The organism is Pseudazoarcus sp. NS36 (genome assembly GCF_059703705.1).
Genome location: NZ_BAAKJA010000007.1, coordinates 220,282 through 241,634, shown reverse-complemented (window position 1 = coordinate 241,634; position 21,353 = coordinate 220,282). Strand labels below are relative to the sequence as shown.

Here is a 21,353-nt window from a genome sequence, read left to right as displayed (position 1 = left end):
GCGGATTACGCTGCGCTAATCCGCCCTACGAGAATCGGGATTCAGGGGAAAGCATGAACATCGGCAAGGCCGCCGCTGCCTCCGGCGTGTCGGCGAAGATGATCCGCTATTACGAGTCAGTGGGTCTGATCCCGCCGGCGCGGCGCACCGACACCGCCTACCGCGTGTATTCGGACGCGGACGTGCATGTGCTGCGCTTTATCCGCCGCGCGCGTGATCTGGGATTCTCGGTCGACGCCATCCGCGATCTGCTCGCGCTGTGGCGCGACAAGTCGCGCGCCAGCGCGGACGTGAAACGCATCGCGCAGCTGCACATCGACGAGCTGGAGGCGCGCATCCATGCCTTGCAGGACATGGCGGACACGCTGCGCCGGCTGGCCGAGTGCTGCCACGGCGACGACCGGCCCGACTGCCCCATCCTCGGGGATCTGGGCGGCGACCGCCCTACGGAGTGATCGCCACCTTCAGCACGCCGTCGCGCTGGTTGGCGAACAGTTCGTAGGCCTCGACGATGTCGTCCAGGCGGAAGCGGTGGGTGACCAGCGCCTGCGTGTCGATGCGCCCGGAGGCGATGACACTCATCAGGCGACGCATGCGCTCCTTGCCGCCGGGGCACAGCGTGGTGATGATGCGATGGTCGCCCAGTCCCGCGGAGAAAGCGTCGAGCGGGATGCGCAGGTCGGTCGAGTAGACGCCGAGCGAGGACAGCGTGCCGCCCGGGCGCAGCACGCGCAGTGCGGCTTCAAAGGTTGCCTGCAGACCCAGCGCCTCGATGGAGACGTCCACTCCGCGCCCGCCGGTGAGCTTCATGATCTCGTCGACCGGGTCGACGCGGCTGAAATCGACCACATGATCCGCCCCCATGTTGCGCGCGACCTGCATGCGCGCCGGCACGGACTCGACCGCGATGATGGTCGCCGCGCCCATCAGGCGTGCGCCGGCCGTTGCGCACAGGCCGATCGGCCCCTGCGCGAATATCGCTACCGTGTCGCCGATGCGCACGCTGCCCGATTCCGCGCCGCTGAAGCCGGTGGACAGGATGTCCGGGCACATCAGCACCTGTTCGTCGGTGAGCCCGTCGGGCACCGGCGAGAGGTTGGCCATGGCGTCGGGCACGAGCAGGTATTCGGCCTGTGCGCCGTCGATGGTGTTGCCGAAACGCCAGCCGCCCAGCGCTTTCCAGCCGTGTTCGGTTCCGGCGCCACACTGCGAATGTACGCCGCACAGCGAGGCATTGGAGTGGCCCGACGGCGTGATCGCGCCGGCGATCACGCGCTGCCCCTCGCGGTAGCCCTGCACCGCCGAGCCGAGCTTCTCGATCACGCCGACCGGTTCGTGACCGATGGTCAGGCCGGGCTGCACCGGATACTCGCCCTTGAGGATGTGCACGTCGGTGCCGCAGATCGTGGTGGTCGTGATGCGGATCAGCGCATCGAGCGGACCGATATCGGGAATCGGCTTGTCCACCAGTTCGATGCGTCCCGGGGCGGTGAATACGGTCGCTTTCATCATGGCGGTCATCGGGGTGTCCTCGGTTGCAGGTGGTGGCGGTGGGCGGCGCGCGTCACAGCGCGTCGAGCCGCGACATGTCGCGCACCAGGCGGCGCGTTTCCGCCTCATGGCTGGCGGCCAGCGCGGCGAAGAAGTCACGCTCGTCGCCGATCGGTGCGGTCTCTGCGCGGTGACGGTAGAGGTCTTCCATGGTCTTGTGGATGGCCAGCGCGTTGGCCAGCAGATCCTCGACCGCCTTGTCGCCGACCGCATCGCACAGGCGTGCGACGACTGACGGCTGCGGGAACTCCGTGGTGTCGTCGAACCAGGTCTCGAGCACGTTGCGATGCTCGTTGCCCTCGGCCAGATAGCGCGACAGCGCAGTATGCATCTGGCGTTCGTGCTCGGCCAGATAGCGCAGTGCCATGCGGGTGCGCTCGTCGACGCACTCGCAGCCGAGCCGCTCGTACGCATTTGCCAGACCGTCGTGGGTCTCGACGGCCCATTCGATGAGTTCGCGGACTCGATGAAATCGCATGTCGTCCTCCTCTGGCTGATTGCGATCGATCATGTTCAGGATGGAGCACGGCAGGTCGCTCGGTGTTGACGCGTGTCAACCGTCGTGCCGACACGCCTGGTTCACTTGTGCCCGCGGTGCATGAACAGATGCAGCAGCGGGCAGGCCGCGACGAGGAGCCAGGGCGCGATGTCGGCCCAGTGTTCGCGGTGCTCGAACAGCAGCATCGCGCCGACCAGCCCTGCGGCGGCGAGCAGCACCGATTTGACCGAGCCGGCGGGCTTGGGCGGGGGCGTGTCGGGATCGGCCGCTGCGCGGCGTGGCGGCACGAATTTCTCGTGATCGCACATGATCGTCTCCATTCGAGAAGCAGTCTTCGCGGTCGATGTGGCCCGATCGTTTCAGCCCTTACCATGGCAGGAAGCCTCGCCTGGAGAACGTCGGCTTCCGAAACGCGGGCCGACTTCGAGGTGTCCGACCTCGCACTCCTCGGTGAAATGCACGAAGCCGCGTTTCAGGGTGCTGGCCCAGCCTTCGCCAAGCTTCGCGCCGGCCACCATCAGGGCGGATTCGATACCTTCTGCGGTTACTTGCAACAGGTCGTAGGTGATGCGTACACAGGAGCCGTCGACCTCCAAGGCCTTGATGCCCATCAGAGTCCTGACGTGCTCGACGACGGTGTGTGCCTGATCTGCATCCAGCGGAGAATCGAGTTCGAAGCTGCGTTGCTTGAGCACGCTGCGCCCTTCCTGCTTGGGTGCCGGGCGCCCCGGCAGGCCGATGAACAGATGGGGGTGAGCCAGGAAACGGTCGCGGCATTGTGCGGAGCAGAATGCATATCGGATACCGACGTAGTCGTGCGCAAAACTGGCGGCATCCACTTCCATGCCGCAAACGACGTCCTTCAGTTTTTCAGTCATTTTGTTCTCCGTTAGAGTGTCAGTTCGGCGACGTGAACGGATGTCGCTTGCCGAGTCGCGGGACAAAGGCAGGGGTACGTGCCATGTAGTCGCGGTATGCGTCGCCGAACGCCGCGAGTGAGTCCGCCTCTTCGCGGCGTGCAAGGCGGGCGTAGACGATCAGCAGTACCGGGAACATCGCGAGCGTGATCAGGGTCGGCCACTGCAACAGGAAGCCGAACATGATCAGCACGAAGCCGATGTACTGCGGATGGCGGATGTGGGCGTACGGGCCGGTGACGGCGAGGCGATGTTCGCGCTGTGCCGCGTACAGCACCGGCCAGGCTTTTGTGAGCAGCCAGAAACCGCCGATGATGAAAGCCGTGCTGAGGATGTGGAAGGGGCCGAAGTGCGGGTTGGACTCCCAGCCGAAGGTCATTTCGAGTAGATGCCCGGCATCGTGCGAGAACCAGTCGATGCCCGGAAAGCGTGACGAGAGCCAGCCCGACAGCAGATAGATGGTCAGCGGGAAGCCGTACATCTCGGTGAACAGCGCCACGATGAAGGCCGAGTAGGCCCCGAACGAGCGCCAGTCGCGAGTCGTCTGCGGCCTCGCGAAGCTGAACGCGAACGCAATGAACAGTAACGAGTTGAGCAGCACGAGCGACCACAGGCCGTAGGCTTCGCCGTTCATTTGCGCTCCTCCTCGTGATGGTCATGTGCGCCGTGGGAATGGCCGCGGTGCATGAAAACGTGCATCAGCGGGCAGGCGAGCAGGATCAGCCAGGGGAGCGCGCCGAGTACATGGACGCGGTGCTCGGCGACGAGCAGTGCGACGGCCAGCGCCAAGAAACCGAAGAAAACCCATTTGGCGCGGCCATGCTTGTCTCGCCGTGGCGCTGTGCCGTGAGTGATGGTCCTGTCGGTGGGTTCATGTGTGCTCATGAGTTGCTCCTGAAGGGGGCGTGCGTTGCATATTCGCCGCGCCGAGTCGAGCGCGCTTGAGCAGCAGCGAGTTGCCGATCACAGACAGCGAACTGGCCGTCATCGCGACAACGCCGACCATTGGATGCAGCAGTCCCAGCGCAGCTACGGGAATCGCGGCGAGGTTGTAGAACCACGCCCAGAAGAGGTTCTGCACGATCTTCGAGAAGGTCGCGCGGGACAGGCGGATGGCCTCGACGACGCGGCTCAGTTCGCCGCTGACCAGCGTCACGTCGGCCGCCTCGATGGCTACATCGGCGCCGGCGCCGATGGCGATGCCGACGTTGGCCTGCTTGAGCGCGGGCGCGTCGTTGATGCCGTCTCCGACCATCGCGACGTGATCGCCGTGCTCTCGCTGCAGCGCGCGGATGGTGTCCACCTTGCCCTCGGGCAGCACGCCGGCCATGACTTCGTCGACGCCGACCTGATCGGCGACGAAGCGCGCTGTGCGCTCGTTGTCGCCGGTGACCATCGCGACGCGGATGCCCAGCGCGTGCAAGGCTGCGATCGCCTCACGCGAGTCGGGCTTGACGGTGTCGGCGACGGCGACGATGCCGGCTGCGCGATCGTCGATGGCGATCAGCATGGCGGTCTTACCGTCGTTTTCGAGCTGCTTGAGCGCATCTTCGAGCGCGGCGTGGTCGATGCCCGCCTCGTCGAGCAGCCGGCGGCTGCCGACTCGCGTCAGACGACCGTCCACCTCGCCCTGTACGCCGCGCGCGGTGATCGCCTTGAACGCGCGCACGGCCGGCACGTCGATGCCGCGCTCGCGCGCGCCGGCGACGATGGACTGGCCGAGCGGATGTTCCGAACCGGCCTCGACCGATGCGGCCGCGCACAGCACCGTCGCCTCGTCGAAGCCGTCGGCTGCAACCACGTCGGTGAGCGCTGGCTGGCCGCGAGTGATGGTGCCGGTCTTGTCGAGCACCACGACCTTGATGTCCTTGAGCGTCTGAATGGCTTCGCCCGAGCGGATCAGCACGCCGCGCTCGGCGCCCAGCCCCGAGCCGACCATCAGCGCGGTCGGCGTGGCCAGCCCCAGCGCGCACGGGCAGGCAATGACCAGCACGGCCACCGCCGACAGGGTTGCGACGGTGAGTCGACCGAGTGTCGGATCGATCCACGGCAGGAAGCTCGCGCCCCAGTCGAGCACCGGGCGCAAGGTGTCGAAGAACACCAGCCACAGCACGAAGCTCGCCAGGCTGACGACGATCACCGCCGGCACGAAGCGGCCGGTGACGCGGTCGGCGAATTCCTGGATCGGCACCTTGGAGCCCTGTGCCTGCTCGACCAGACGGATCACCTGCGCGAGAAAGGTGTCCGCGCCGACGCGCGTGGCGCGCACGCGCAGCACGCCTTCCTTGTTGATGGTTGCGCCGATCACCGCATCGCCCGGACCCTTCTCGACCGGCACCGATTCGCCGGTGGCGATGGATTCGTCGAGGTGGCTCGCGCCGTCGACGATCTCGCCGTCGGTCGGCACCTTTGCGCCGGGTCGCACGATCATCACGTCGCCGATCTGCAACTCCGCTACGGCGACCTCGACCTCCGCGCCGTCACGCACCACCGTCGCGGTCTTCGCGCCCAGCGTGACGAGCTTGCGGATGGCCTGCGAAGCGCGGCCCTTGGCGCGGGTTTCCAGATAGCGGCCGAGCAGGTGAAAGGTCATGATGGTCGCGGCCATCTCGATGAACGAGGTCATCGGATAGAAGAAGCCGAGCAGCCCGATCAGGTAGGGCGGCAGGCTGCCCAGCGAGATCAGCACGTCCATGTTGGCCGTGCGGTTCGTCAGCGAGCGCCACGCCGAGCGGTGGGTCGCCAGCCCGCCGCAGGTGAACACCACCGGAAAGGCGAGCAGCGCGACGATGGCTAGATAGCCCGGTACCGGCTGCCAGAACATGTGCGGCACCATCAGCAGCATGATCAGCGTGGTCGGCACCGCCGCGATCCACAGCCGCTTGCTTGCCAGCGCTAGGTAACGTTCCTCCGATGCGGTCTCGCTGACGGCGGCGTCCTTGCCGTGCGTCTGGACCGAATCGACGTCGTAGCCGGCGCGCTCGACCGCGTGCCGGATGGCTTCCGGAGCAGTCGTCGCGGCATCGAATTCGACGTTGACGCGATGACTGGCGATGCTGGTCTCGATGCGCCCGACCCCGTCGAGCCGACGGATCGATTCGCTCACCAGGCCGGCGCAGTGATCGCTGCCCATGCCCGGCACGATCAGGGTGAGTCGGGCGTCGCTTCTGGGGGAGGTGCTTGCTGCATTGTTCATGGCGGTTCCTGTGCGCTCGGGCTTGTCGGCTGGTCACGGCGCGCGATCGTCAGTGCGTGGGGGAGAGTCGGCACTATTATTTTGTGACCGTGCCGCTTAGTGGCGGATTACGGGAAGGTTACGGATTTGTCATCTTGCGCGACCTCCTCCGAAGGGTACACAAGCGCGCATGCCCGCCTGCCTGTCCCCGGGGCCCCCTGCCACGATCCGGACGTCCGGACCGCTCGTGCCCTGGTGCGTGCCGATGCTCAGTCATTCCGATCTTGAGCCTGGGCTGCCGGCCAATCCGCAAACGCGATGAAATAGAGGAAAAGGAGATTGACCATGGGAATCAGTATCAGCAGCCCCATCCATCCCGGATAGCCGACGCGCTGACAGATGCGCCAGAACGGAATGACGATCGCAATGGCGACAAGAAGCATCCACAGCCAGTGTCCTGCCCACATCGTGTTGTCGAACATGTGATTTCCGATCATGGGGTTGTGCTCCCGGTCAGTTGCTGTTTTCAGTGGTGGTGTTCATGAGATTCCTGATCGCCTGATTGTCTGGCGCCAGCCGATTTTTTCAGGAAGATCTGCTCCGCAATCGCTATGACCATCATCGCGGAGACAGCAACACCAATCACGAAAGGGTCAGAGTTGAGTTTGACCCAGACGAATCCTCCAAGCGCGAGCAGATCGAGGAAGATTGCGGTGGCTGGCACCCATGCCCTGGCCTGGATGTCCTCGCGGAGATAGCGAATGACGCCCCAATGAATGGCGATATCCATGATCAGGTAGAACACGATGCCCAGCGCCGCGATTCGGGAAAGATCAAAGAATGCGGTCAGGATGACGCCGAGAATCACCGTGTAGACCAGAGTGTGTTTCTGGATGCTGCCTGGCATGCCGAAGTGGCGATGGGGAACCAGCTTCATTTCCGTCAGCATTGCGAGCATGCGTGAGACTGCAAAGATGCTGGCCAGAATGCCGCCGGCAGTGGCCATCATGGCGAGTGCCACCGTAAACCAGACGCCATAATCGCCCAGCGCTGGCCGCGCTGCAGCGGCAAGAGAGTAGTCCTGTGTCTCGATGATTTCGGCGAGCGAAAGATTGCTCGCAACCGCAAAGCCGACCAAGGTGTAGAGCACCACGCACGCAGCGATGGAAATCACGATGGCACGACCAACGTTGCGATGCGGGTCTTTCACCTCCGAGCCACTGTTGGTAATCGTCGTGAAGCCCTTGAATGCCAGTATCCCCAGAGCGGTTGCACCCAGGAAGTTACCAACCGCGCCGGCCTCTCCTGCGTCGGAAAAGTCGACAGAGATGCTGTCTGCAATCCAGACACCCACCAGACCGAAGATCAGGATGCCGCCGATCTTCAAGACTCCGATGAACGACGCCACGTTCTCGATAAGGCGATTGCTCATCAGATTGATCAAAAAAGCCGCCAGGATGAGTGACACCCCGAGTATGGGCACCATGCGGCCACTTTCGTCTCCGCCGAAAAGCTGCATCGTATAAGCACCGAAGGTGCGGGCAAGAAAGCTTTGCGCGATCACCATGGAGAAATACATTAGCAACGCATTGAAGGCCGTCGGCAATCGGTCACCGTAGGCCTTGTGCAGATACATGCCGATGCCACCAGCGGACGGATAGGCGTTGGAAATCTTGATGTAGGAATAGGCGCTGAAGGCAACGATCACGGCGGCCGCCAGAAACGCCAACGGGAACAGAACGCCTGTCATCTGCGCCATCTGCCCGGTCAACGCGAAGATGCCGGCGCCGATCATGACGCCCGTCCCCAGCATCACGGTACCTGCCAAAGTAAGACTGCCTTCCCTGTAATGCGTTGTCCGGTCTTCTTCCTTCACCATGAACCCTCCGGTGCTTGTTTGCACGATCTGGAACCACATGCGTGCCCGCGCGATGTCGCCGTTTGGCTCTCATCGCGTCTGGAGCACGAATCCGATCACCCGTGTCAGGCTCGGATCGACTCCAACGATCGCCTGTGTAGGGAAGGTAGACGTCTCTGGACGTTTCGGACGTTCCACACATATGTCGATGAATCGGGTACAGCGATTCATGATCCGCTGCGTCATCGGTCTCGGTCGATGCCGCGTCCATCACGGGCGATTGCGCGCCAGCTACTGCCCGCATCAGTGCTCACGAAGACGTCACGACGAAACGTCGCGATCGCGTATTCGTTTGGTTGCTGCGGATTCTGCGTGACATAGGCGACGGCGTCCTGCCCGGCTACCGGAATCTCGATGCGGTCGAGTTCACCCGTCCGCGTGCGAAGGCGCACCAGCTCGGCGCCATCGGCGTAGCGTCCGACCCACAAGGCGTCGTCGGCCAGATCGAACCACAAGGCCGTGACGCGGCCGTCGGCGATTCGCCGCAGGGCCTTGCCTTCCTGCGCGACGTAGACGCCTTCGCCGGTGCCGAGTGCGAAGCCGTCAGGGTCGGCCGGGTCGGCCGCCAGCGCTGTGGCTTCGCCAGTGACGCCATCGAGCGCATGCTGGCGCCACGTGAAACCGTCGTTGTGACTTGAGAATACGCCGACGGCCTTCATGCGCGAATTTGGTGCCGGGTTGAACACGTAGATCGCGTTTGTGCGGTAGCCCGTCGCGAGCAGATGGAAGTCGGTTTCGCCGGACATTCCGAGCGAGTCCCACTTTCGGCCGCTGTCGGTGCTGCGGATCACCCCGAACGGGTTGGTGAGCCTGCTGCCGCGCGCGGGGTGACCGCTGCTGTATAGCGCTTCGGCGGTGGCCGAGAAGCCCATGTAATCGTGCGCCGGCCCCTCGGCCTTGCTCCAGCGCCCGTTCTCGAACACGGCCAAGCCATGATGGCTGGGAACCATCAGGCGCTGACCGTCGGGACTGTAGGCCAGGCCGTGAACGTGGGTCAGCGTGACCGCGTCCGGAGCGGCGATGGCGGGCGAAAGCGCGGCAACAAGGGCAAGCGCGGCGGAAAAATGTCGGAACGCGGTCATCGGAGTTTTCCTGTGGCGGATCCAGTCAGTCGCGTCGTGACAACGCGCGGGCCTGCTCTTCGACGCGTGTCTGGTGCGCCCGCTCGCGCGGCCCCCAGGTGCTCTTGATGTAGGCCAGTACGGCGCGGATGTCGACATCGTCGAGCACGCCGTCGAAGGCGGGCATGTCGCTGCGGTAGCCGGGCGGAGCGTACTTGCCGGGCACCAGACCGTACTTGGTGATGCCGAACAGCACTTCGTCGGGGTGGTGCCAGGTGTGGCCGCTGGCGTCGTGCGGCGGGGCCGGCATGCGTCCGTCGGCGCGCGGTGTGCGCCAGTCCGCCTGTCCTTCCAGCTTGGCGCCGTGACAGGCGGCGCAGTGGTCACGGTAGATCTGCGCACCCTGTGCGACCTGCGCCGGATCGCCGGGGTCGATGCGCGAGCGCGCATTCCACTGTGCGACGATGACCGCGCCGACGAGGAACAGCGCCGCGGCGCCGAGCAGCCAGCGGAAAAAACGCCCCGGGAGCGGTTCGGACAAGCTCTTTCTCTTGAATGGCGGCGCCCGACGCGAGTCGGGCGCCGCGGAGCCTTACTTGCCGGACTCGATGCGGTCGGCGTAACGCACCGCGATCTCGCCGATCCTCTGCATCATCTCGGCGTGCATGCGGAACTGCAATGCGTCGTTTCCGGCCGGCAGTTGCGGCAGTGCGAGTTGCGCGCCGCCCGACATCATCTTCTGGCAGCCGGACATCATGCCGCCCATCATCCCGCCGCCCATCATCCCCGGACCCATCATCCCGCCCATGGGGCCGCTACCCATGGTTTCTCCCTGCTTTGCATCGCCGCCCATCATCGGTTGCCCGCGCATGGTGTCCGACTGCGCCAAAGCCGGGGCGCCTGCCGATGCAATGACGATGCCGGTGAGTGCCGCCAACATGAATCGAGTGCTCTTGCTCATGACCTGCTCCTTGCCGTGGTGGATTGAGGTGGCGGTCTCCCGCCCGCGGACCGGTTCGCCGGTCACTTTGTGTTGCGTAACCTGTTGGTGCGCAGGGCGCCCGGCGGCGGTGACGAGCAGCATGGCGAGACGGGCGCATCGCGGTGGGCCCGCTCGTTCTCGCGGCACCAGGTGCGCAGGCGGCACAGCCAGTTGCGAATTCCCTGCATGACTTTCATGTTCGCGTCTCCTTTCACGATAGCCCGGCCGCGGGCGTGTGGCCGGCGGGTGGATGCGAGCGTCGTGCATTCATCGTGCGCCCTGGTGGCTGACCTACGGATTGCACGACGATTACGATCGCGTCATCCGGACGGGCGTTCGGAGGCGTCGGGCGACGAGCAGCGTTGCGGCCAACGGCACGATCACCCACTGCGCGAGCGGCGACAGGCCGATGTCGAGAACCGTCGGCATCGATGGGGCATAGGCCCAGGAGCCTAGTACGTGAACGTTTCGCCACTCGCTGAAGAACGTATAGCCGACGCCCGTGACGATCAGGATCGTCAGCGCACGCGCCGGCCGCGCGCCGGTGGGCCAGGCAGCGTCGCGTGACGCGAGGGCCGCGGCGGCATACGTGAGTGACGCGATCAGGAGGTCGCCACCCGTGCAATGGACAACGGCCCAAGCGATCGCCCGGGGAGGTTCGGTCGTCCACAGCGTAAACAGCGGAAGTTGCGCGACCTCCCACACGAGGTGCAGGCCCACCGCATATGCGAGCCACCGGAGAGGGGTGAGGCAAGGCTCCATGCGTGCCGCCACGGCGATCGGGTCGGGATGCCGCGGCGGAATCCGTGGCTCAGGGTTGTGCGCGCTGCACCGACTGTACGGTGTAGGCGCCGTTCACCTCGTCGATGGTCACCTTGAGCTTGTCGCCGGCCTTGAGTCCGGCCAGCAGGTTCGCGTCCTTCACCGCAAACACCATGCTCATCGGCGGCATATCGAGGTTGGGAATCTCGGCGTGGCGCAGCGCGAGCTTGTTCTGTGCGGTGTCGACGCGACGTACCTCGGCGTCGACCAGCGGAAGGTGGGTGTCGGCAATGGCGGCGGTGGCGCACAGGGCGAGTGCGGCGAAAACGGTTTTGCGCATCGGGTCTCTCCTCGGTTCGGGGGGGTTCAGTGGGCGTGACCGCTGCCGTGCGGCATCGTGGCCTTGTCCGGGTTGGCGGCGATGGCGGGGCCGCCAACCGCGACCGCGGCCTTCATGCCGGCCTCGTAGTGGCCCGGGATCAGGCACGCGAACTCGAATTCGCCCGCGCGGTTGAAGGTCCACACGATCTCGCGCGTCTCGCCCGGCGGCACATGGGTCATGTAGGGTTCGTCGTGTTCCATGTTCGGGAACTTCTTCATCATCTGGGCATGTTCGGCGAGCGAATGCCCGTCGCCGATCACCAGTTCGTGCATGACCTTGCCGGAATTCTTTACGACCAGGCGCAGCGTTTCGCCAGCCTCGACGCGGACACGGCCGGGGGAGAAGCGCATGTCGTCGGTCATGACGACCTCCAGCGTGCGCGTGGCCTGACGGGCGTCAGCGGCGATGCCCCATGCGGTCTGCTCCTTCACCACCGGGGCGCTCGATTTTCCGTGGCCGCGTTCGCCGTGGGCCAGGGCGGTCGCCGGGGCGCCGAGTACGAGGGCCGCGGAAAGTGCGAGCAGGGCCTGCGTCTGCGAAATATTCATCGTTGTTCTCCTGATGTTGGGGCCCCGTCCGGCGGACGGGGAGTCAAACTCAATGATGCCCGGCGTGACCGCCGCCCTGCGGCTTGCGCACTTCCATCTCGATCTTCACCGGGGTGCTGCCGGCTTCGCGTTCGGCCTTGAAGCGCGCCGGTTCGGGCAACTCGCCGGTCCATTCGAAGGCCTGTGTTCCAGCGGGTTGCGGGTACCAGCCCGGGTCGGAGTAGTCGCCCGGCTTCTGGTCGCGGCGCACCTTGACCATGGTGAACATGCCGCCCATCTCGACCGGACCCCACGGGCCGGTGCCGGTCATCATCGGCAGGGTCTGCTCGGGCAGCAGCATCTGCATCTCGCCCATGTCGGCCATGCCGCGCTCGCCCATCAGCATGTAGTCGGGCGCCGCCTTCTGGATGCGGCCGACCAGCCCGCGGTGGTCGACGCCGATCATGGTCGGCACGTCGTGCCCCATCGGGTTCATGGTGTGGTGGCTCTTGTGGCAGTGGAAGGCCCAGTCGCCTTCCTCGTCGGCGAGGAATTCCACCTGCCGCATCTGACCCACCGCGATGTCAGTGGTGACCTCCGGCCAGCGCGAGCCCGGCGGGGTCGGGCCGCCGTCGGTGCCGGTGACCTCGAACTCGTGGCCGTGCAGGTGGATCGGGTGGTTGGTCATGGTCAGGTTTCCGACGCGGATGCGCACGCGATCATTGTGGCGCACGTTAAGGCTGTCGATGCCGGGGAAGGCACGGCTGTTGAAGGTCCACAGGTTGAAGTCGGTCATGGTGTTGACCTTGGGCACGACGCTGCCCGGATCGATGTCGTAGGACGACAGCAGGAAGCAGAAATCTCGATCCACCTCGGCAATCGCCGGGTGCGGCGCCTTCGGGTGCGTGACCCAGAAGCCCATCATGCCCATCGCCATCTGCGTCATCTCGTCGGCGTGCGGGTGGTACATGAAGGTGCCGGGGCGGCGTGCGACGAATTCATACACATAGGTCTTGCCGACCGGAATCGCGCGCTGGTTCAGCCCCGCCACGCCGTCCATGCCGTTGGGCAGGCGCTGGCCGTGCCAGTGGATGGAGGTGTGCTCGGGCAGCTTGTTGGTGACGAAGATGCGCACGCGATCGCCCTCGACCACCTCGATGGTCGGGCCGGGGCTCTGGCCGTTGTAGCCCCACAGCCGCGCGACCATGCCCGGCGCGATCTCGCGCTCGACCGGCTCGGCGACCAGATGGAACTCTTTAACGCCGTCGTTCATGCGCCACGGCGCGGTCCAGCCGTTGAGCGTGACCACCGGGTTGTAGGGGCGGCCGGTGTCGGGCATGTGCGGCGGCGCGGTGGCGGCCGAGGTCTGGATGACCGGCTCGGGCAGGCGTGCCAGCGCGGATTTGGCGACTCCGGTGGCGGCCACGGCGCCCAGTGCGGCGTGGCCGAAGAATTTGCGACGATCCATGTTCAGTGTCCTCCGGGATTGCCGGCCGCGGCACGCTTGCCGCCGGCCTCGGGCGCGGCGAATTCCCCGCCGGCCAGTACGTTCTGCAGTTCGGTATGCGCCAGCCAGAAGCGGCGCAGGGCGTCGTTGGCGGCGGCGCGCGCCATGGCCTGCGCGGCGGCGCCGTCGAGCACCTCCCAGGTGCTGGCGAGCATGCCGTTGTAGCGCAGCAGGGTTTCTTCCTGCAGCGCGTCGGTGGCGGGCACCACGGCTTCGGCTGCCTGCTGCGCCAGCGTCCAGGCGTCGTGCGTGGACAGCCAGGCCGCACGCACGTCGTTGCGAATGCGCACGGCCAGACGCTCGGCGGCGGCGATGTCGCGCGCCGCGGCGGGGGCTTCGTGGCCGATCTGCAGACGGCGCTGGTCGATCATCGGCGCGTGTGCGGGCAGGGTCTCCAGGCCGGCATCGGCGGCCGGCAGTTCGGCTGCGACGGCTTCGCGCCATATTTGCAGGCTGCGCGGCGGGATGCCGCGTTCGGCCCAGCGTGCGGTCTGCGCGGCAACGGGCAACTCAGGGTGCTTGAGCAAGGCGCGCGCTTCAAGGCCGTCGAAGGCCGGAGCTTGGGTCGGCAGCGGCGGCAGCGCGGACGGCAGCTTGAGCATCTCGGCAGCTTCGCCCCACAGGCCAAGCAGCGTGGCCAGATGTGCCTGAGCGGCACGCGCGGCGGTGCGTGCATCGATCAGCGCAGCCAGTGCATCGGCCCGCGCCAGGCGGGAGCGCAACAGGCGGTCCTGCCCCCAGTTGCCGGTGCGCATCATGCGCGTGGCCAGTTCGTAGCCGGTATCGACGGCTTCGAAGGCGTGGTGGGCTTCCCGAAGTGCGACCTGTGCAGCGACCGCCTCGATCCATGCGCGCTGCACGCTGCGTCCCAGCTCGCGGGCATCGGCGTCTGCCCGGCGGCGTTCCTGTTCGCCGGCTTCGGTGGTGATCACCAGATCCGGTCGGGCGCCGAGCGCCAGGCGCATGGCCGTGCCTGGGGTGAGTGCTTCGCCAGCAGGCGTGGCGGCGGGTTCGGCCTTTGGCTGATTGCGAGCCTCCCAGCGCAGTACGTCGATGTGGCCGCGGGGCATGGCGCCGACCCGATCATTCGCGCCGCGCCAGTCGTCGGCGCCAAGCGATGGCATTTCGGCGTCGGCTTGCGGCAGCGGCGCCGCAACGGGTGGCGGCACGCTGGCCGTCGGATCATAAGCGGGAGCTGCGAGCGCCAACGAGCCGAAGCTCGAAGCGATCACCAGCGCGATCTTGGAAAGTCGTCTCATGCGGGAGTTTCCTGTCTTGTGGCGTAAGTCATGGCAGGGAAGACGTGTCTTGCGGGATGCATTCTGCGGCGCTGCGGGTGACTGCAGCCTGACCTGCACATTACAAGCCCGTAATGTATGAGACGGCTATGGACCCGCGTCCTTGCGCCGTGACAGCGACGATAGTGGGTGATAGGCTCGCCATCCCGTCGTGCGCGATTGCGCCGGAATTCACGATGCGACTGAACTCTCTGTGTCGTCTGCTACTGTGCCTCGTGCTGGCCCTCCAAGGCATTGCGAGCGCCCAGTTCGTGGCCGAACCTTGCCCGATGATGGAGATGTTCGAGACCACGGAAGGCGGGGGCACGGTCTCGCACGCCTGTTGCAACGATGACGACACCCGTTCGACGACCGGACAATCATGCAAGAGCGGCCAGGAGTGTCCGTCCGTGGCTGCGCTGACGGTTGTTTCTGGCGCGGTGTTTCCGGTGCCCCGCAGTGCGGGGCGGCCTTTCGTCGATCCGCCGGACGAAAAATCCATCGACACACTCGAGGTCTGGCGCCCTCCGATCCTCTCCTGACGCTTCCGCTTTCCGGTTGCGCGTAGCGTGGCTGTCCGCCCGCTGCGCGAGGTCCGTGCGCGGATCATCTTGATTCGCGCACTCCGTCAGGAGTTCGATCATGCATGCCCTGTTCCAGTCTTCGCCGTTCCCGGCGTGGTGTCGCGCCTTACGCGTGCACTTCTTCCGTTTTCCCCTGCGCGCCGTCGTTCTGCCCTGCGTGCTGCTTGTCTGGTTTTCGTCGGCGTTCGCTGCGCCGGATGTGCGTGCGTTGTCGCTCGCTGCAGCGCTGAATCTTGCGGAAGCGCGTTCGTATGCGCTCAGCGCGCAGGATCATGCCGCGTTGGCTGCGCGTGATCTCGCGGTCGAGGCCGGGCGGCTGCCCGATCCGGTGCTGCGCATGTCGCTCGACAACGTGCCCATCGACGGGCCGATGCGCTACAGCCTGTCCGAGGATTTCATGACCATGCGCGCGGTCGGCATCACACAGACCTTCACCGGTGCTGACAAGCGCGCTGCGCGCAGCGCACGCTACGAGCGCGAAGCTGATGCCGCCTACGGCGAGCGTGTGCGTGCGTTGACGGCATTACGTCAGGCCACGGCTTGGGCGTGGTTTGAGCGTCATCTTGCGCAGGATCGCCTTGACTTGCTGCAACGTCGCGCCGATGAAGCTCGGCTGCAGGTCGAAGCGGCCGAAGCAGCCTATCGCGGTTCGCGAGGTGCGCAGGCCGATGTTTACCTGGCCCGCTCGTCCAGTGCCCGCATCGAGGATGCGATCGTTCTGGCACAGGCGCAGCTCGATGCGGCGACGCATCGCCTGGAACGCTGGGTAGGCGCTGATGCCGCGCGTGCGACGGACGGCGTATATGACCTGGGGCGCACGCGTTTGGATCTGCGAGCGCTCGACGCGTCCCCGAGCGTACTGCCGGAAATTGCGCTGATCATGGCGCGTGAGAACGTCGCTCGGGCCGCAGCCGAGGTTGCCAGACACGAGCGCAGCGCGGACTGGAGCGTGTCGCTGATGTACAGCCAGCGCGGTTCGTCGTACTCCGATATGGTTTCGCTGGGGGTCTCCATTCCGCTGCAATGGGATCGTCGCAACCGTCAGGATCGGGTGCTCTCGGCGCGTCTCGCCGAGGTGGAACAATGGCACGCAGAGCGCGAGGAGGCTGTGCGCGAGGTGCTCGCCCGCGTACGCGGTGACCTTGCGATCTGGCGCGGCAATGTGCAGCGTCTCTCCGACTACGACCGCTCGCTGATACCGCTCGCCGACGAGCGCATCCAGGCCGCGCTCGCGGCCTACCGCGGGGGCAAGGCGCCGCTCGCAGCGGTGCTGGATGCACGCGCGGCCGCGCTCGATACGCGTCTGGAGCGCCTGCGCATCGAGGCCGAGACGGCGCGCGCGTGGATCGCGCTGGAATACCTGCTGCCCGACCCGCCAGCGGCGGGCGCTCAGTCATCGCGGGTGGATCTGCTGGAGGCTGCGCGATGAAGATCCGTCAAACGATTGTGGCGCTCGCGGTTGCGGGCGCGGTGGCGGCGGGCGGTTACGGCCTGTACCGGCTGGGCGTGGCGCAGGGCATGAGCGCGAAGGGCGGGGCGGGGGCGCCCGCGGCGATGTCGGCGGAGGAGGTAGTCGATCCGTCGGGCTGGGGCATTCCCGAAGGCGAAGAGGCGACCCGCCGGCATCTGCGCGAAGGACTCGCTGCGGGGCGCACGGATCCCGTCACCGGTCGCGAGATCCTCTACTACCACGACCCCATGGTGCCGGGGCAGAAGTTCGAGGCGCCGGGCAAGTCGCCCTTCATGGACATGATGCTGGTGCCTTCCTATGCGGGCAGCGAGGGCGCGGACGCGGGCACGATCACGATCAGCCCGCGCATTGCGCAGAACCTCGGCATGCGTACGGCCGAGGTCGTCAGCGCGCCGATTGCGTCCGCCGTGACCGCGGTGGGTGTGGTCGACTGGAACGAGAACGAGCGGGTCGTCGTGCAGGCACGTGCGACGGGCTTCGTCGAAAAGCTCCATGTGCGCGCGGCCCTCGACCACGTTCAGGCGGGAGATGCGCTGGTCGGCCTCGATGTGCCCGAGTGGGTGGCGGTACAGGAGGAATTCCTGGCCTTGCGCGGCATGCAGGCAGATGGGCTCGACATGCTCGTGGCCGCCGCGCGTCAGCGCATGCGCCAGGCCGGCATGAGCGACGCCCAGATCCGCGCGGTCGAGCGCGGCGGGCGCGTCGAGGGCACCGTCACGCTGCGGGCGCCCCGAGCGGGCGTGGTGACCGAGCTTGCCGTGCGCGAGGGCATGACGGTGATGGCAGGTGCGACGCTCGCGCGCATCGACGGATTCGCGTCGGTATGGGTGCATGCCGAGGTGCCGGACAGTCAGTCGTCGATGCTGCGGCCGGGCGCGCCGGTGAGTGCACGCACGCAGGCGCACCCCGACCGCAGTTTCGAGGGCACGCTGCAGGCCGTGCTGCCTCAACTCAGCGCCGCTACCCGTACCGTGCGCGCGCGCGTCGTGCTCGACAATGCCGCGGGCCTGCTCGCGCCCGGCATGGTCATGCAGCTGCGACTGGACGAAGGCGTGCGCGGCGACTTCCTGCAGGTGCCGTCCGAAGCGGTGATCCGCAGCGGGCGGCGCAACCTCGTGATGGTCGCCGAGGAAGCGGGGCGCTTCCGCCCCGTCGAGGTCGAGACCGGCATCGAGGCCGATGGCGTCACGCAGATCCTGGACGGGCTCGAAGCGGGCCAGAAGGTGGTCGTCTCGGGGCAGTTCCTGATCGATTCCGAGGCCAGCCTGAAGGGGGTGGAGGCGCGTTCCGGTGCCGCCGCCATGGACCCGGTCGAACCCGTCGCCGACACCTATCGCAGCGACGCGCTCGTCGAGGCGGTGGACGGTGACATGCTGACCCTGACCCATCCGCCGATTCCGGCGCTGAAGTGGCCGGCGATGACGATGGACTTCCGCCTCGCGCCGCAGCTCGACGCGAGCGGCATTGAGCCGGGGCAGGCGGTGGAGTTCGAGTTCCGCATGCAGGACGGCGACGTGCCGAGCATCGTCGACCTGCGTCCGGTCGAAGGAGCGGCCCGATGATCGCCCGACTCATCCGCTGGTCCATCGACAACCGGCTGCTGGTGCTGCTGGCGAGCCTGATGATCACCGCCTGGGGCACGCTGTCGCTGCTGCGCACGCCGCTCGACGCGCTGCCCGACCTGTCCGACGTGCAGGTCATCGTCAAGACCACCTGGCCGGGGCAGGCGCCGCAACTGGTCGAGGACCAGGTGACCTATCCGCTGACCACGACCATGCTGTCGGTGCCGGGTGCGCGCGTGGTGCGCGGCTATTCCTTCTTCGGCGACAGCTACGTGTACGTGCTGTTCGAGGACGGCACCGACCTGTACTGGGCGCGCAGCCGGGTGCTCGAATACCTCAACCAGGTGCAGTCGCGCCTGCCGCCGGGCGCGGTCGCGACGCTCGGGCCGGATGCGACCGGCGTCGGCTGGATCTACCAGTACGCGCTGGTCGACCGCAGTGGCTCCCATGACCTGTCGCAGCTGCGCGCGCTGCAGGACTGGTTCCTGCGCTTCGAGCTCAAGACGGTGCCGGGCGTGGCCGAGGTCGCGACCGTCGGCGGCATGGTGCGCCAGTATCAGGTCGTGCTCGATCCCGAGCGGCTGGCGGCCTTCGGCATCGCCCACGGGCAGGTCATCGAAGCCCTAGGCCGCGCCAACCAGCAGGTCGGCGGTTCGGTGCTGGAGCTGGGCGAGGCCGAGTACATGGTGCGCGCCTCCGGCTATCTGAAGACGCTCGACGACTTCCGCGCGATTCCGCTGCGCACCACCGCGGCCGGCGTATCCGTGCGGCTGGGGGATGTCGCGCGCATCGAGGTCGGGCCGGAAATGCGGCGCGGCATCGGTGAGCTGGACGGCGAGGGCGAGGCGGTCGGCGGCGTGATCGTGATGCGCTCGGGCGGGAACGCGCTGAGCACCATCCGCGCCGTCAAGGAACGACTCGCCGAGGCGCAGCGCGGGCTGCCGGCCGGCGTCGAGGTGGTGCCGGTGTACGACCGCTCGGGGCTGATCGAGCGCGCCGTCGACAACCTCACCCACAAGCTGATCGAGGAGTTCATCGTCGTCGCGCTGGTGTGCGCGGTCTTCCTGTTTCACCTGCGCTCGGCGCTGGTCGCCATCGTGTCGCTGCCGCTGGGCATTCTCGCGGCCTTCATCGTCATGCACTACCAGGGCGTCAACGCCAACGTGATGTCGCTGGGCGGCATCGCGATCGCCATCGGGGCGATGGTCGATGCCGCGGTGGTGATGATCGAGAACGCGCACAAGCGGCTCGAACAGTGGGGCCATGCCCACCCGGGCGAGACACTGGCGGGCGAGGCGCGCTGGCGCGTGATCGGCGACGCCGCGGCCGAGGTCGGGCCGGCGCTGTTCTTCTCGCTGCTGATCATCACCTTGTCCTTCATCCCGGTATTCACCCTCGAGGCGCAGGAGGGCCGGCTGTTCGCGCCGCTGGCTTTCACCAAGACCTATGCCATGGCCGCCGCGGCCGGGCTGGCGGTGACGCTCATTCCGGTGCTGATGGGCTATCTCGTGCGCGGGCGCATCCCGGCCGAGCACAGCAATCCGCTCAACCGCGGGCTGATCGCCGTGTATCGGCCGATGCTCGAGGCGGTGCTGCGCTTTCCGCGCTCGACCATCGTCGCGGCGGTGCTGGTGTTTGCGGCCAGCCTGTGGCCGCTGCAGCATCTGGGCAGCGAGTTCATGCCGCCGCTCGACGAGGGCGATCTGCTGTACATGCCCAGCGCATTGCCGGGCCTGTCGGCCGGCAAGACCGCCGAGCTGCTGCAGCAGACCGACCGGCTGATCAAGGCCGTGCCCGAGGTCGCGAGCGTGTACGGCAAGGCCGGCCGCGCGGTGACCGCGACCGACCCCGCGCCGCTGGTGATGTTCGAGACCACCATCCAGTTCAAGCCGCTTGAGGAGTGGCGGCCCGGCATGACGCCGGACAAGCTGGTCGAGGAACTGGACCGCACGGTGCGTGTGCCGGGGCTGACCAACATCTGGATCCCGCCCATCCGCAACCGCATCGACATGCTCGCGACCGGCATCAAGAGCCCGGTCGGGGTGAAGGTGCTGGGCGCAGACCTGGAGGTCATCAACCGCCTGACCGGCGCGATCGAGGCCGAGCTCAAGCAGGTGCCGGGGGTGACCAGCGCATTCGCCGAACGGCTCACCGGCGGGCGCTACATCGACGTCGACATCCGCCGCGAGCGGGCCGCGAGCTACGGGCTCAACATCGCCGACGTGCAGTCGGTGGTGGCGAGCGCGATCGGTGGCCAGAACATCGGCGAGACGGTCGAGGGCCTGCAGCGTTTCCCGATCAACGTGCGCTATCCGCGCGAGGTGCGCGATTCGCTGGCGGGCCTGCGAAGCCTGCCGATCGTGACGCCGCGCGGCCAGCAGCTGGTGCTCGGCGACGTGGCAGACATCCGCATCAGCGACGGCCCGCCCATGCTGCGCAGCGAGAACGCGCGGCTGGCGGGCTTCGTGTATGTGGACCTGCGCGGGCGAGACCTGGGTTCGGCAGTGCGCGAGATGCAGCAGATCGTCGCCGAGCGGGTCGAGCTTCCACCGGGCTATGCGGTGTCCTGGTCCGGCCAGTTCGAGTTCCTCGAACGTGCGGTGGCCAAGCTCAAGATCGTCGTGCCGTTCACGCTGATGATCATCTTCGTGCTGCTCTACCTGACCTTCAAGAGCCTCGGCGAAGCGCTGCTGATTATGGCGACGCTGCCGTTCGCGCTGGTCGGTGGCATCTGGCTGCTGTGGGCGCTGGGGCACAACCTGTCGGTCGCTGGCGTGGTGGGTTTCATCGCGCTGGCCGGGGTCGCCGCGGAGTTCGGCGTGATCATGCTCGTCTATCTCAAGCAGGCGTGGTTCGCGCGCATCGACCAGAACCGCACGAGCGAAGCCGATCTGCGCGACGCGATCCGCGAAGGCGCGGTGCTGCGTGTGCGGCCGAAGGCCATGACCGTGGCGGTGATCCTCGCCGGCCTGCTGCCGATCATGTGGGGGGCGGGTACCGGCAGCGAGGTCATGCAGCGCATCGCGGCGCCGATGGTCGGCGGCATGATCTCGGCGCCACTGCTGTCGATGTTCGTCGTGCCGGCGGTGTATCTGCTGATGCGGCGTCGGCGCGCAAGCGGGAACGGGACGTAATCGGGCTCGGCAGCGCGGCGAACGGGAAAGCCCGATGCGCTCCG

The 21,353-nt window shown here is 66.8% G+C and carries 22 protein-coding genes; 5 read left to right on the top strand and 17 right to left on the bottom strand.

The features are described from left to right. Positions 1-53 precede the first annotated feature (53 nt). Positions 54-455, top strand: a complete 402-nt coding sequence (gene cueR / locus AC6H0R_RS13040) for a Cu(I)-responsive transcriptional regulator (protein WP_497581788.1) — start codon at positions 54-56, stop codon at positions 453-455. On the opposite strand, the gene AC6H0R_RS13035 is transcribed toward cueR, so the two are convergent. From AC6H0R_RS13035 to AC6H0R_RS12955, 17 genes are all read right to left on the bottom strand, one after another. Next, positions 445-1,521 (bottom strand): NAD(P)-dependent alcohol dehydrogenase, encoded by a 1,077-nt coding sequence (locus AC6H0R_RS13035; protein WP_497581787.1) that lies wholly within the window; start codon positions 1,519-1,521, stop codon positions 445-447. The genes cueR and AC6H0R_RS13035 overlap by 11 nt on opposite strands. Positions 1,522-1,564: 43 nt before the next feature. Continuing rightward, positions 1,565-2,029, bottom strand: a complete 465-nt coding sequence (locus AC6H0R_RS13030; protein ID WP_497581786.1) for a hypothetical protein — start codon at positions 2,027-2,029, stop codon at positions 1,565-1,567. Between the two features lie 101 nt (positions 2,030-2,130). Beyond that, positions 2,131-2,358, bottom strand: a complete 228-nt coding sequence (locus AC6H0R_RS13025; protein WP_497581785.1) for a DUF2933 domain-containing protein — start codon at positions 2,356-2,358, stop codon at positions 2,131-2,133. Between the two features lie 51 nt (positions 2,359-2,409). Further along, the gene (locus AC6H0R_RS13020) at positions 2,410-2,928 is read right to left on the bottom strand and encodes a YHS domain-containing protein (protein WP_497581784.1); all 519 of its coding nucleotides are present in this window, start codon (positions 2,926-2,928) and stop codon (positions 2,410-2,412) included. A gap of 19 nt (positions 2,929-2,947) precedes the next feature. Continuing rightward, positions 2,948-3,601 carry a methyltransferase family protein gene (locus AC6H0R_RS13015; RefSeq protein ID WP_497581783.1) on the bottom strand — a complete coding sequence of 218 codons (654 nt, stop codon included), beginning with the start codon at positions 3,599-3,601 and terminating at the stop codon, positions 2,948-2,950. After that, on the bottom strand, positions 3,598-3,852 hold the full coding sequence (locus tag AC6H0R_RS13010) for a DUF2933 domain-containing protein (RefSeq protein WP_497581782.1): 255 nt from the start codon (positions 3,850-3,852) through the stop codon (positions 3,598-3,600). Before AC6H0R_RS13010 ends, AC6H0R_RS13015 begins: the two co-directional genes overlap by 4 nt. Then, a complete protein-coding gene (locus AC6H0R_RS13005; RefSeq protein ID WP_497581781.1) occupies positions 3,839-6,163 on the bottom strand; it encodes a heavy metal translocating P-type ATPase in 2,325 nt (774 codons plus the stop codon). The genes AC6H0R_RS13010 and AC6H0R_RS13005 overlap by 14 nt, the downstream gene beginning before the upstream one ends. Before the next feature lie 248 nt (positions 6,164-6,411). Beyond that, positions 6,412-6,624: a hypothetical protein gene (locus AC6H0R_RS13000; protein WP_497581780.1), complete on the bottom strand. Its 213-nt coding sequence runs from the start codon at positions 6,622-6,624 to the stop codon at positions 6,412-6,414. 44 nt (positions 6,625-6,668) lie between these two features. Then, on the bottom strand, positions 6,669-8,021 hold the full coding sequence (locus AC6H0R_RS12995; protein WP_497581779.1) for an APC family permease: 1,353 nt from the start codon (positions 8,019-8,021) through the stop codon (positions 6,669-6,671). A gap of 221 nt (positions 8,022-8,242) precedes the next feature. Further along, positions 8,243-9,142 (bottom strand): F510_1955 family glycosylhydrolase, encoded by a 900-nt coding sequence (locus AC6H0R_RS12990; RefSeq protein ID WP_497581778.1) that lies wholly within the window; start codon positions 9,140-9,142, stop codon positions 8,243-8,245. Between the two features lie 25 nt (positions 9,143-9,167). Continuing rightward, the gene (locus tag AC6H0R_RS12985) at positions 9,168-9,662 is read right to left on the bottom strand and encodes a c-type cytochrome (RefSeq protein ID WP_497581777.1); all 495 of its coding nucleotides are present in this window, start codon (positions 9,660-9,662) and stop codon (positions 9,168-9,170) included. Positions 9,663-9,713: 51 nt separating this feature from the next. Next, positions 9,714-10,205: a hypothetical protein gene (locus AC6H0R_RS12980; protein ID WP_497581776.1), complete on the bottom strand. Its 492-nt coding sequence runs from the start codon at positions 10,203-10,205 to the stop codon at positions 9,714-9,716. A gap of 207 nt (positions 10,206-10,412) precedes the next feature. Next, positions 10,413-10,823: a hypothetical protein gene (locus AC6H0R_RS12975; protein ID WP_497581775.1), complete on the bottom strand. Its 411-nt coding sequence runs from the start codon at positions 10,821-10,823 to the stop codon at positions 10,413-10,415. 91 nt (positions 10,824-10,914) lie between these two features. Next, entirely contained in the window at positions 10,915-11,205 is a 291-nt protein-coding gene (locus AC6H0R_RS12970) for a copper-binding protein (protein ID WP_497581774.1), read from the bottom strand. A 26-nt stretch (positions 11,206-11,231) separates the two neighbouring features. Then, entirely contained in the window at positions 11,232-11,795 is a 564-nt protein-coding gene (locus AC6H0R_RS12965; RefSeq protein ID WP_497581773.1) for a cupredoxin domain-containing protein, read from the bottom strand. 49 nt (positions 11,796-11,844) lie between these two features. Then, on the bottom strand, positions 11,845-13,242 hold the full coding sequence (locus tag AC6H0R_RS12960; protein WP_497581772.1) for a multicopper oxidase family protein: 1,398 nt from the start codon (positions 13,240-13,242) through the stop codon (positions 11,845-11,847). A gap of 2 nt (positions 13,243-13,244) precedes the next feature. Next, positions 13,245-14,540, bottom strand: coding sequence for a TolC family protein (locus tag AC6H0R_RS12955; protein ID WP_497581771.1), 1,296 nt, complete (start codon positions 14,538-14,540; stop codon positions 13,245-13,247). 215 nt (positions 14,541-14,755) lie between these two features. Between AC6H0R_RS12955 and AC6H0R_RS12950 the strand changes: the two genes are divergently transcribed. The 4 genes from AC6H0R_RS12950 to AC6H0R_RS12935 all read left to right on the top strand — a co-directional run bounded on the left by AC6H0R_RS12950 (position 14,756) and on the right by AC6H0R_RS12935 (position 21,309). Next, entirely contained in the window at positions 14,756-15,100 is a 345-nt protein-coding gene (locus tag AC6H0R_RS12950; protein ID WP_497581770.1) for a hypothetical protein, read from the top strand. A gap of 100 nt (positions 15,101-15,200) precedes the next feature. Continuing rightward, the gene (locus AC6H0R_RS12945; protein WP_497581769.1) at positions 15,201-16,571 is read left to right on the top strand and encodes a TolC family protein; all 1,371 of its coding nucleotides are present in this window, start codon (positions 15,201-15,203) and stop codon (positions 16,569-16,571) included. Beyond that, positions 16,568-18,175 carry an efflux RND transporter periplasmic adaptor subunit gene (locus AC6H0R_RS12940; RefSeq protein WP_497581768.1) on the top strand — a complete coding sequence of 536 codons (1,608 nt, stop codon included), beginning with the start codon at positions 16,568-16,570 and terminating at the stop codon, positions 18,173-18,175. Before AC6H0R_RS12945 ends, AC6H0R_RS12940 begins: the two co-directional genes overlap by 4 nt. Beyond that, positions 18,172-21,309 (top strand): efflux RND transporter permease subunit, encoded by a 3,138-nt coding sequence (locus AC6H0R_RS12935; RefSeq protein WP_497581767.1) that lies wholly within the window; start codon positions 18,172-18,174, stop codon positions 21,307-21,309. Before AC6H0R_RS12940 ends, AC6H0R_RS12935 begins: the two co-directional genes overlap by 4 nt. Positions 21,310-21,353 lie beyond the last annotated feature (44 nt).

Coding starts and splice junctions, on each gene's coding strand:
- AC6H0R_RS13015 (WP_497581783.1), bottom strand. CDS start 3,601: ATGAACGGCGAAGCCTACGGCCTGTGGTCGCTCGTGCTGCTCAACTCG.
- AC6H0R_RS13010 (WP_497581782.1), bottom strand. CDS start 3,852: ATGAGCACACATGAACCCACCGACAGGACCATCACTCACGGCACAGCG.
- AC6H0R_RS12960 (WP_497581772.1), bottom strand. CDS start 13,242: ATGGATCGTCGCAAATTCTTCGGCCACGCCGCACTGGGCGCCGTGGCC.
- AC6H0R_RS12990 (WP_497581778.1), bottom strand. CDS start 9,142: ATGACCGCGTTCCGACATTTTTCCGCCGCGCTTGCCCTTGTTGCCGCG.
- AC6H0R_RS12945 (WP_497581769.1), top strand. CDS start 15,201: ATGCATGCCCTGTTCCAGTCTTCGCCGTTCCCGGCGTGGTGTCGCGCC.
- AC6H0R_RS13020 (WP_497581784.1), bottom strand. CDS start 2,928: ATGACTGAAAAACTGAAGGACGTCGTTTGCGGCATGGAAGTGGATGCC.
- AC6H0R_RS12995 (WP_497581779.1), bottom strand. CDS start 8,021: ATGGTGAAGGAAGAAGACCGGACAACGCATTACAGGGAAGGCAGTCTT.
- AC6H0R_RS12940 (WP_497581768.1), top strand. CDS start 16,568: ATGAAGATCCGTCAAACGATTGTGGCGCTCGCGGTTGCGGGCGCGGTG.
- AC6H0R_RS13005 (WP_497581781.1), bottom strand. CDS start 6,163: ATGAACAATGCAGCAAGCACCTCCCCCAGAAGCGACGCCCGACTCACC.
- AC6H0R_RS12955 (WP_497581771.1), bottom strand. CDS start 14,540: ATGAGACGACTTTCCAAGATCGCGCTGGTGATCGCTTCGAGCTTCGGC.
- AC6H0R_RS12950 (WP_497581770.1), top strand. CDS start 14,756: ATGCGACTGAACTCTCTGTGTCGTCTGCTACTGTGCCTCGTGCTGGCC.
- AC6H0R_RS12970 (WP_497581774.1), bottom strand. CDS start 11,205: ATGCGCAAAACCGTTTTCGCCGCACTCGCCCTGTGCGCCACCGCCGCC.
- AC6H0R_RS13030 (WP_497581786.1), bottom strand. CDS start 2,029: ATGCGATTTCATCGAGTCCGCGAACTCATCGAATGGGCCGTCGAGACC.
- AC6H0R_RS12935 (WP_497581767.1), top strand. CDS start 18,172: ATGATCGCCCGACTCATCCGCTGGTCCATCGACAACCGGCTGCTGGTG.
- AC6H0R_RS12980 (WP_497581776.1), bottom strand. CDS start 10,205: ATGCTGCTCGTCACCGCCGCCGGGCGCCCTGCGCACCAACAGGTTACG.
- AC6H0R_RS13035 (WP_497581787.1), bottom strand. CDS start 1,521: ATGACCGCCATGATGAAAGCGACCGTATTCACCGCCCCGGGACGCATC.
- AC6H0R_RS13025 (WP_497581785.1), bottom strand. CDS start 2,358: ATGTGCGATCACGAGAAATTCGTGCCGCCACGCCGCGCAGCGGCCGAT.
- cueR (WP_497581788.1), top strand. CDS start 54: ATGAACATCGGCAAGGCCGCCGCTGCCTCCGGCGTGTCGGCGAAGATG.
- AC6H0R_RS12965 (WP_497581773.1), bottom strand. CDS start 11,795: ATGAATATTTCGCAGACGCAGGCCCTGCTCGCACTTTCCGCGGCCCTC.
- AC6H0R_RS13000 (WP_497581780.1), bottom strand. CDS start 6,624: ATGTTCGACAACACGATGTGGGCAGGACACTGGCTGTGGATGCTTCTT.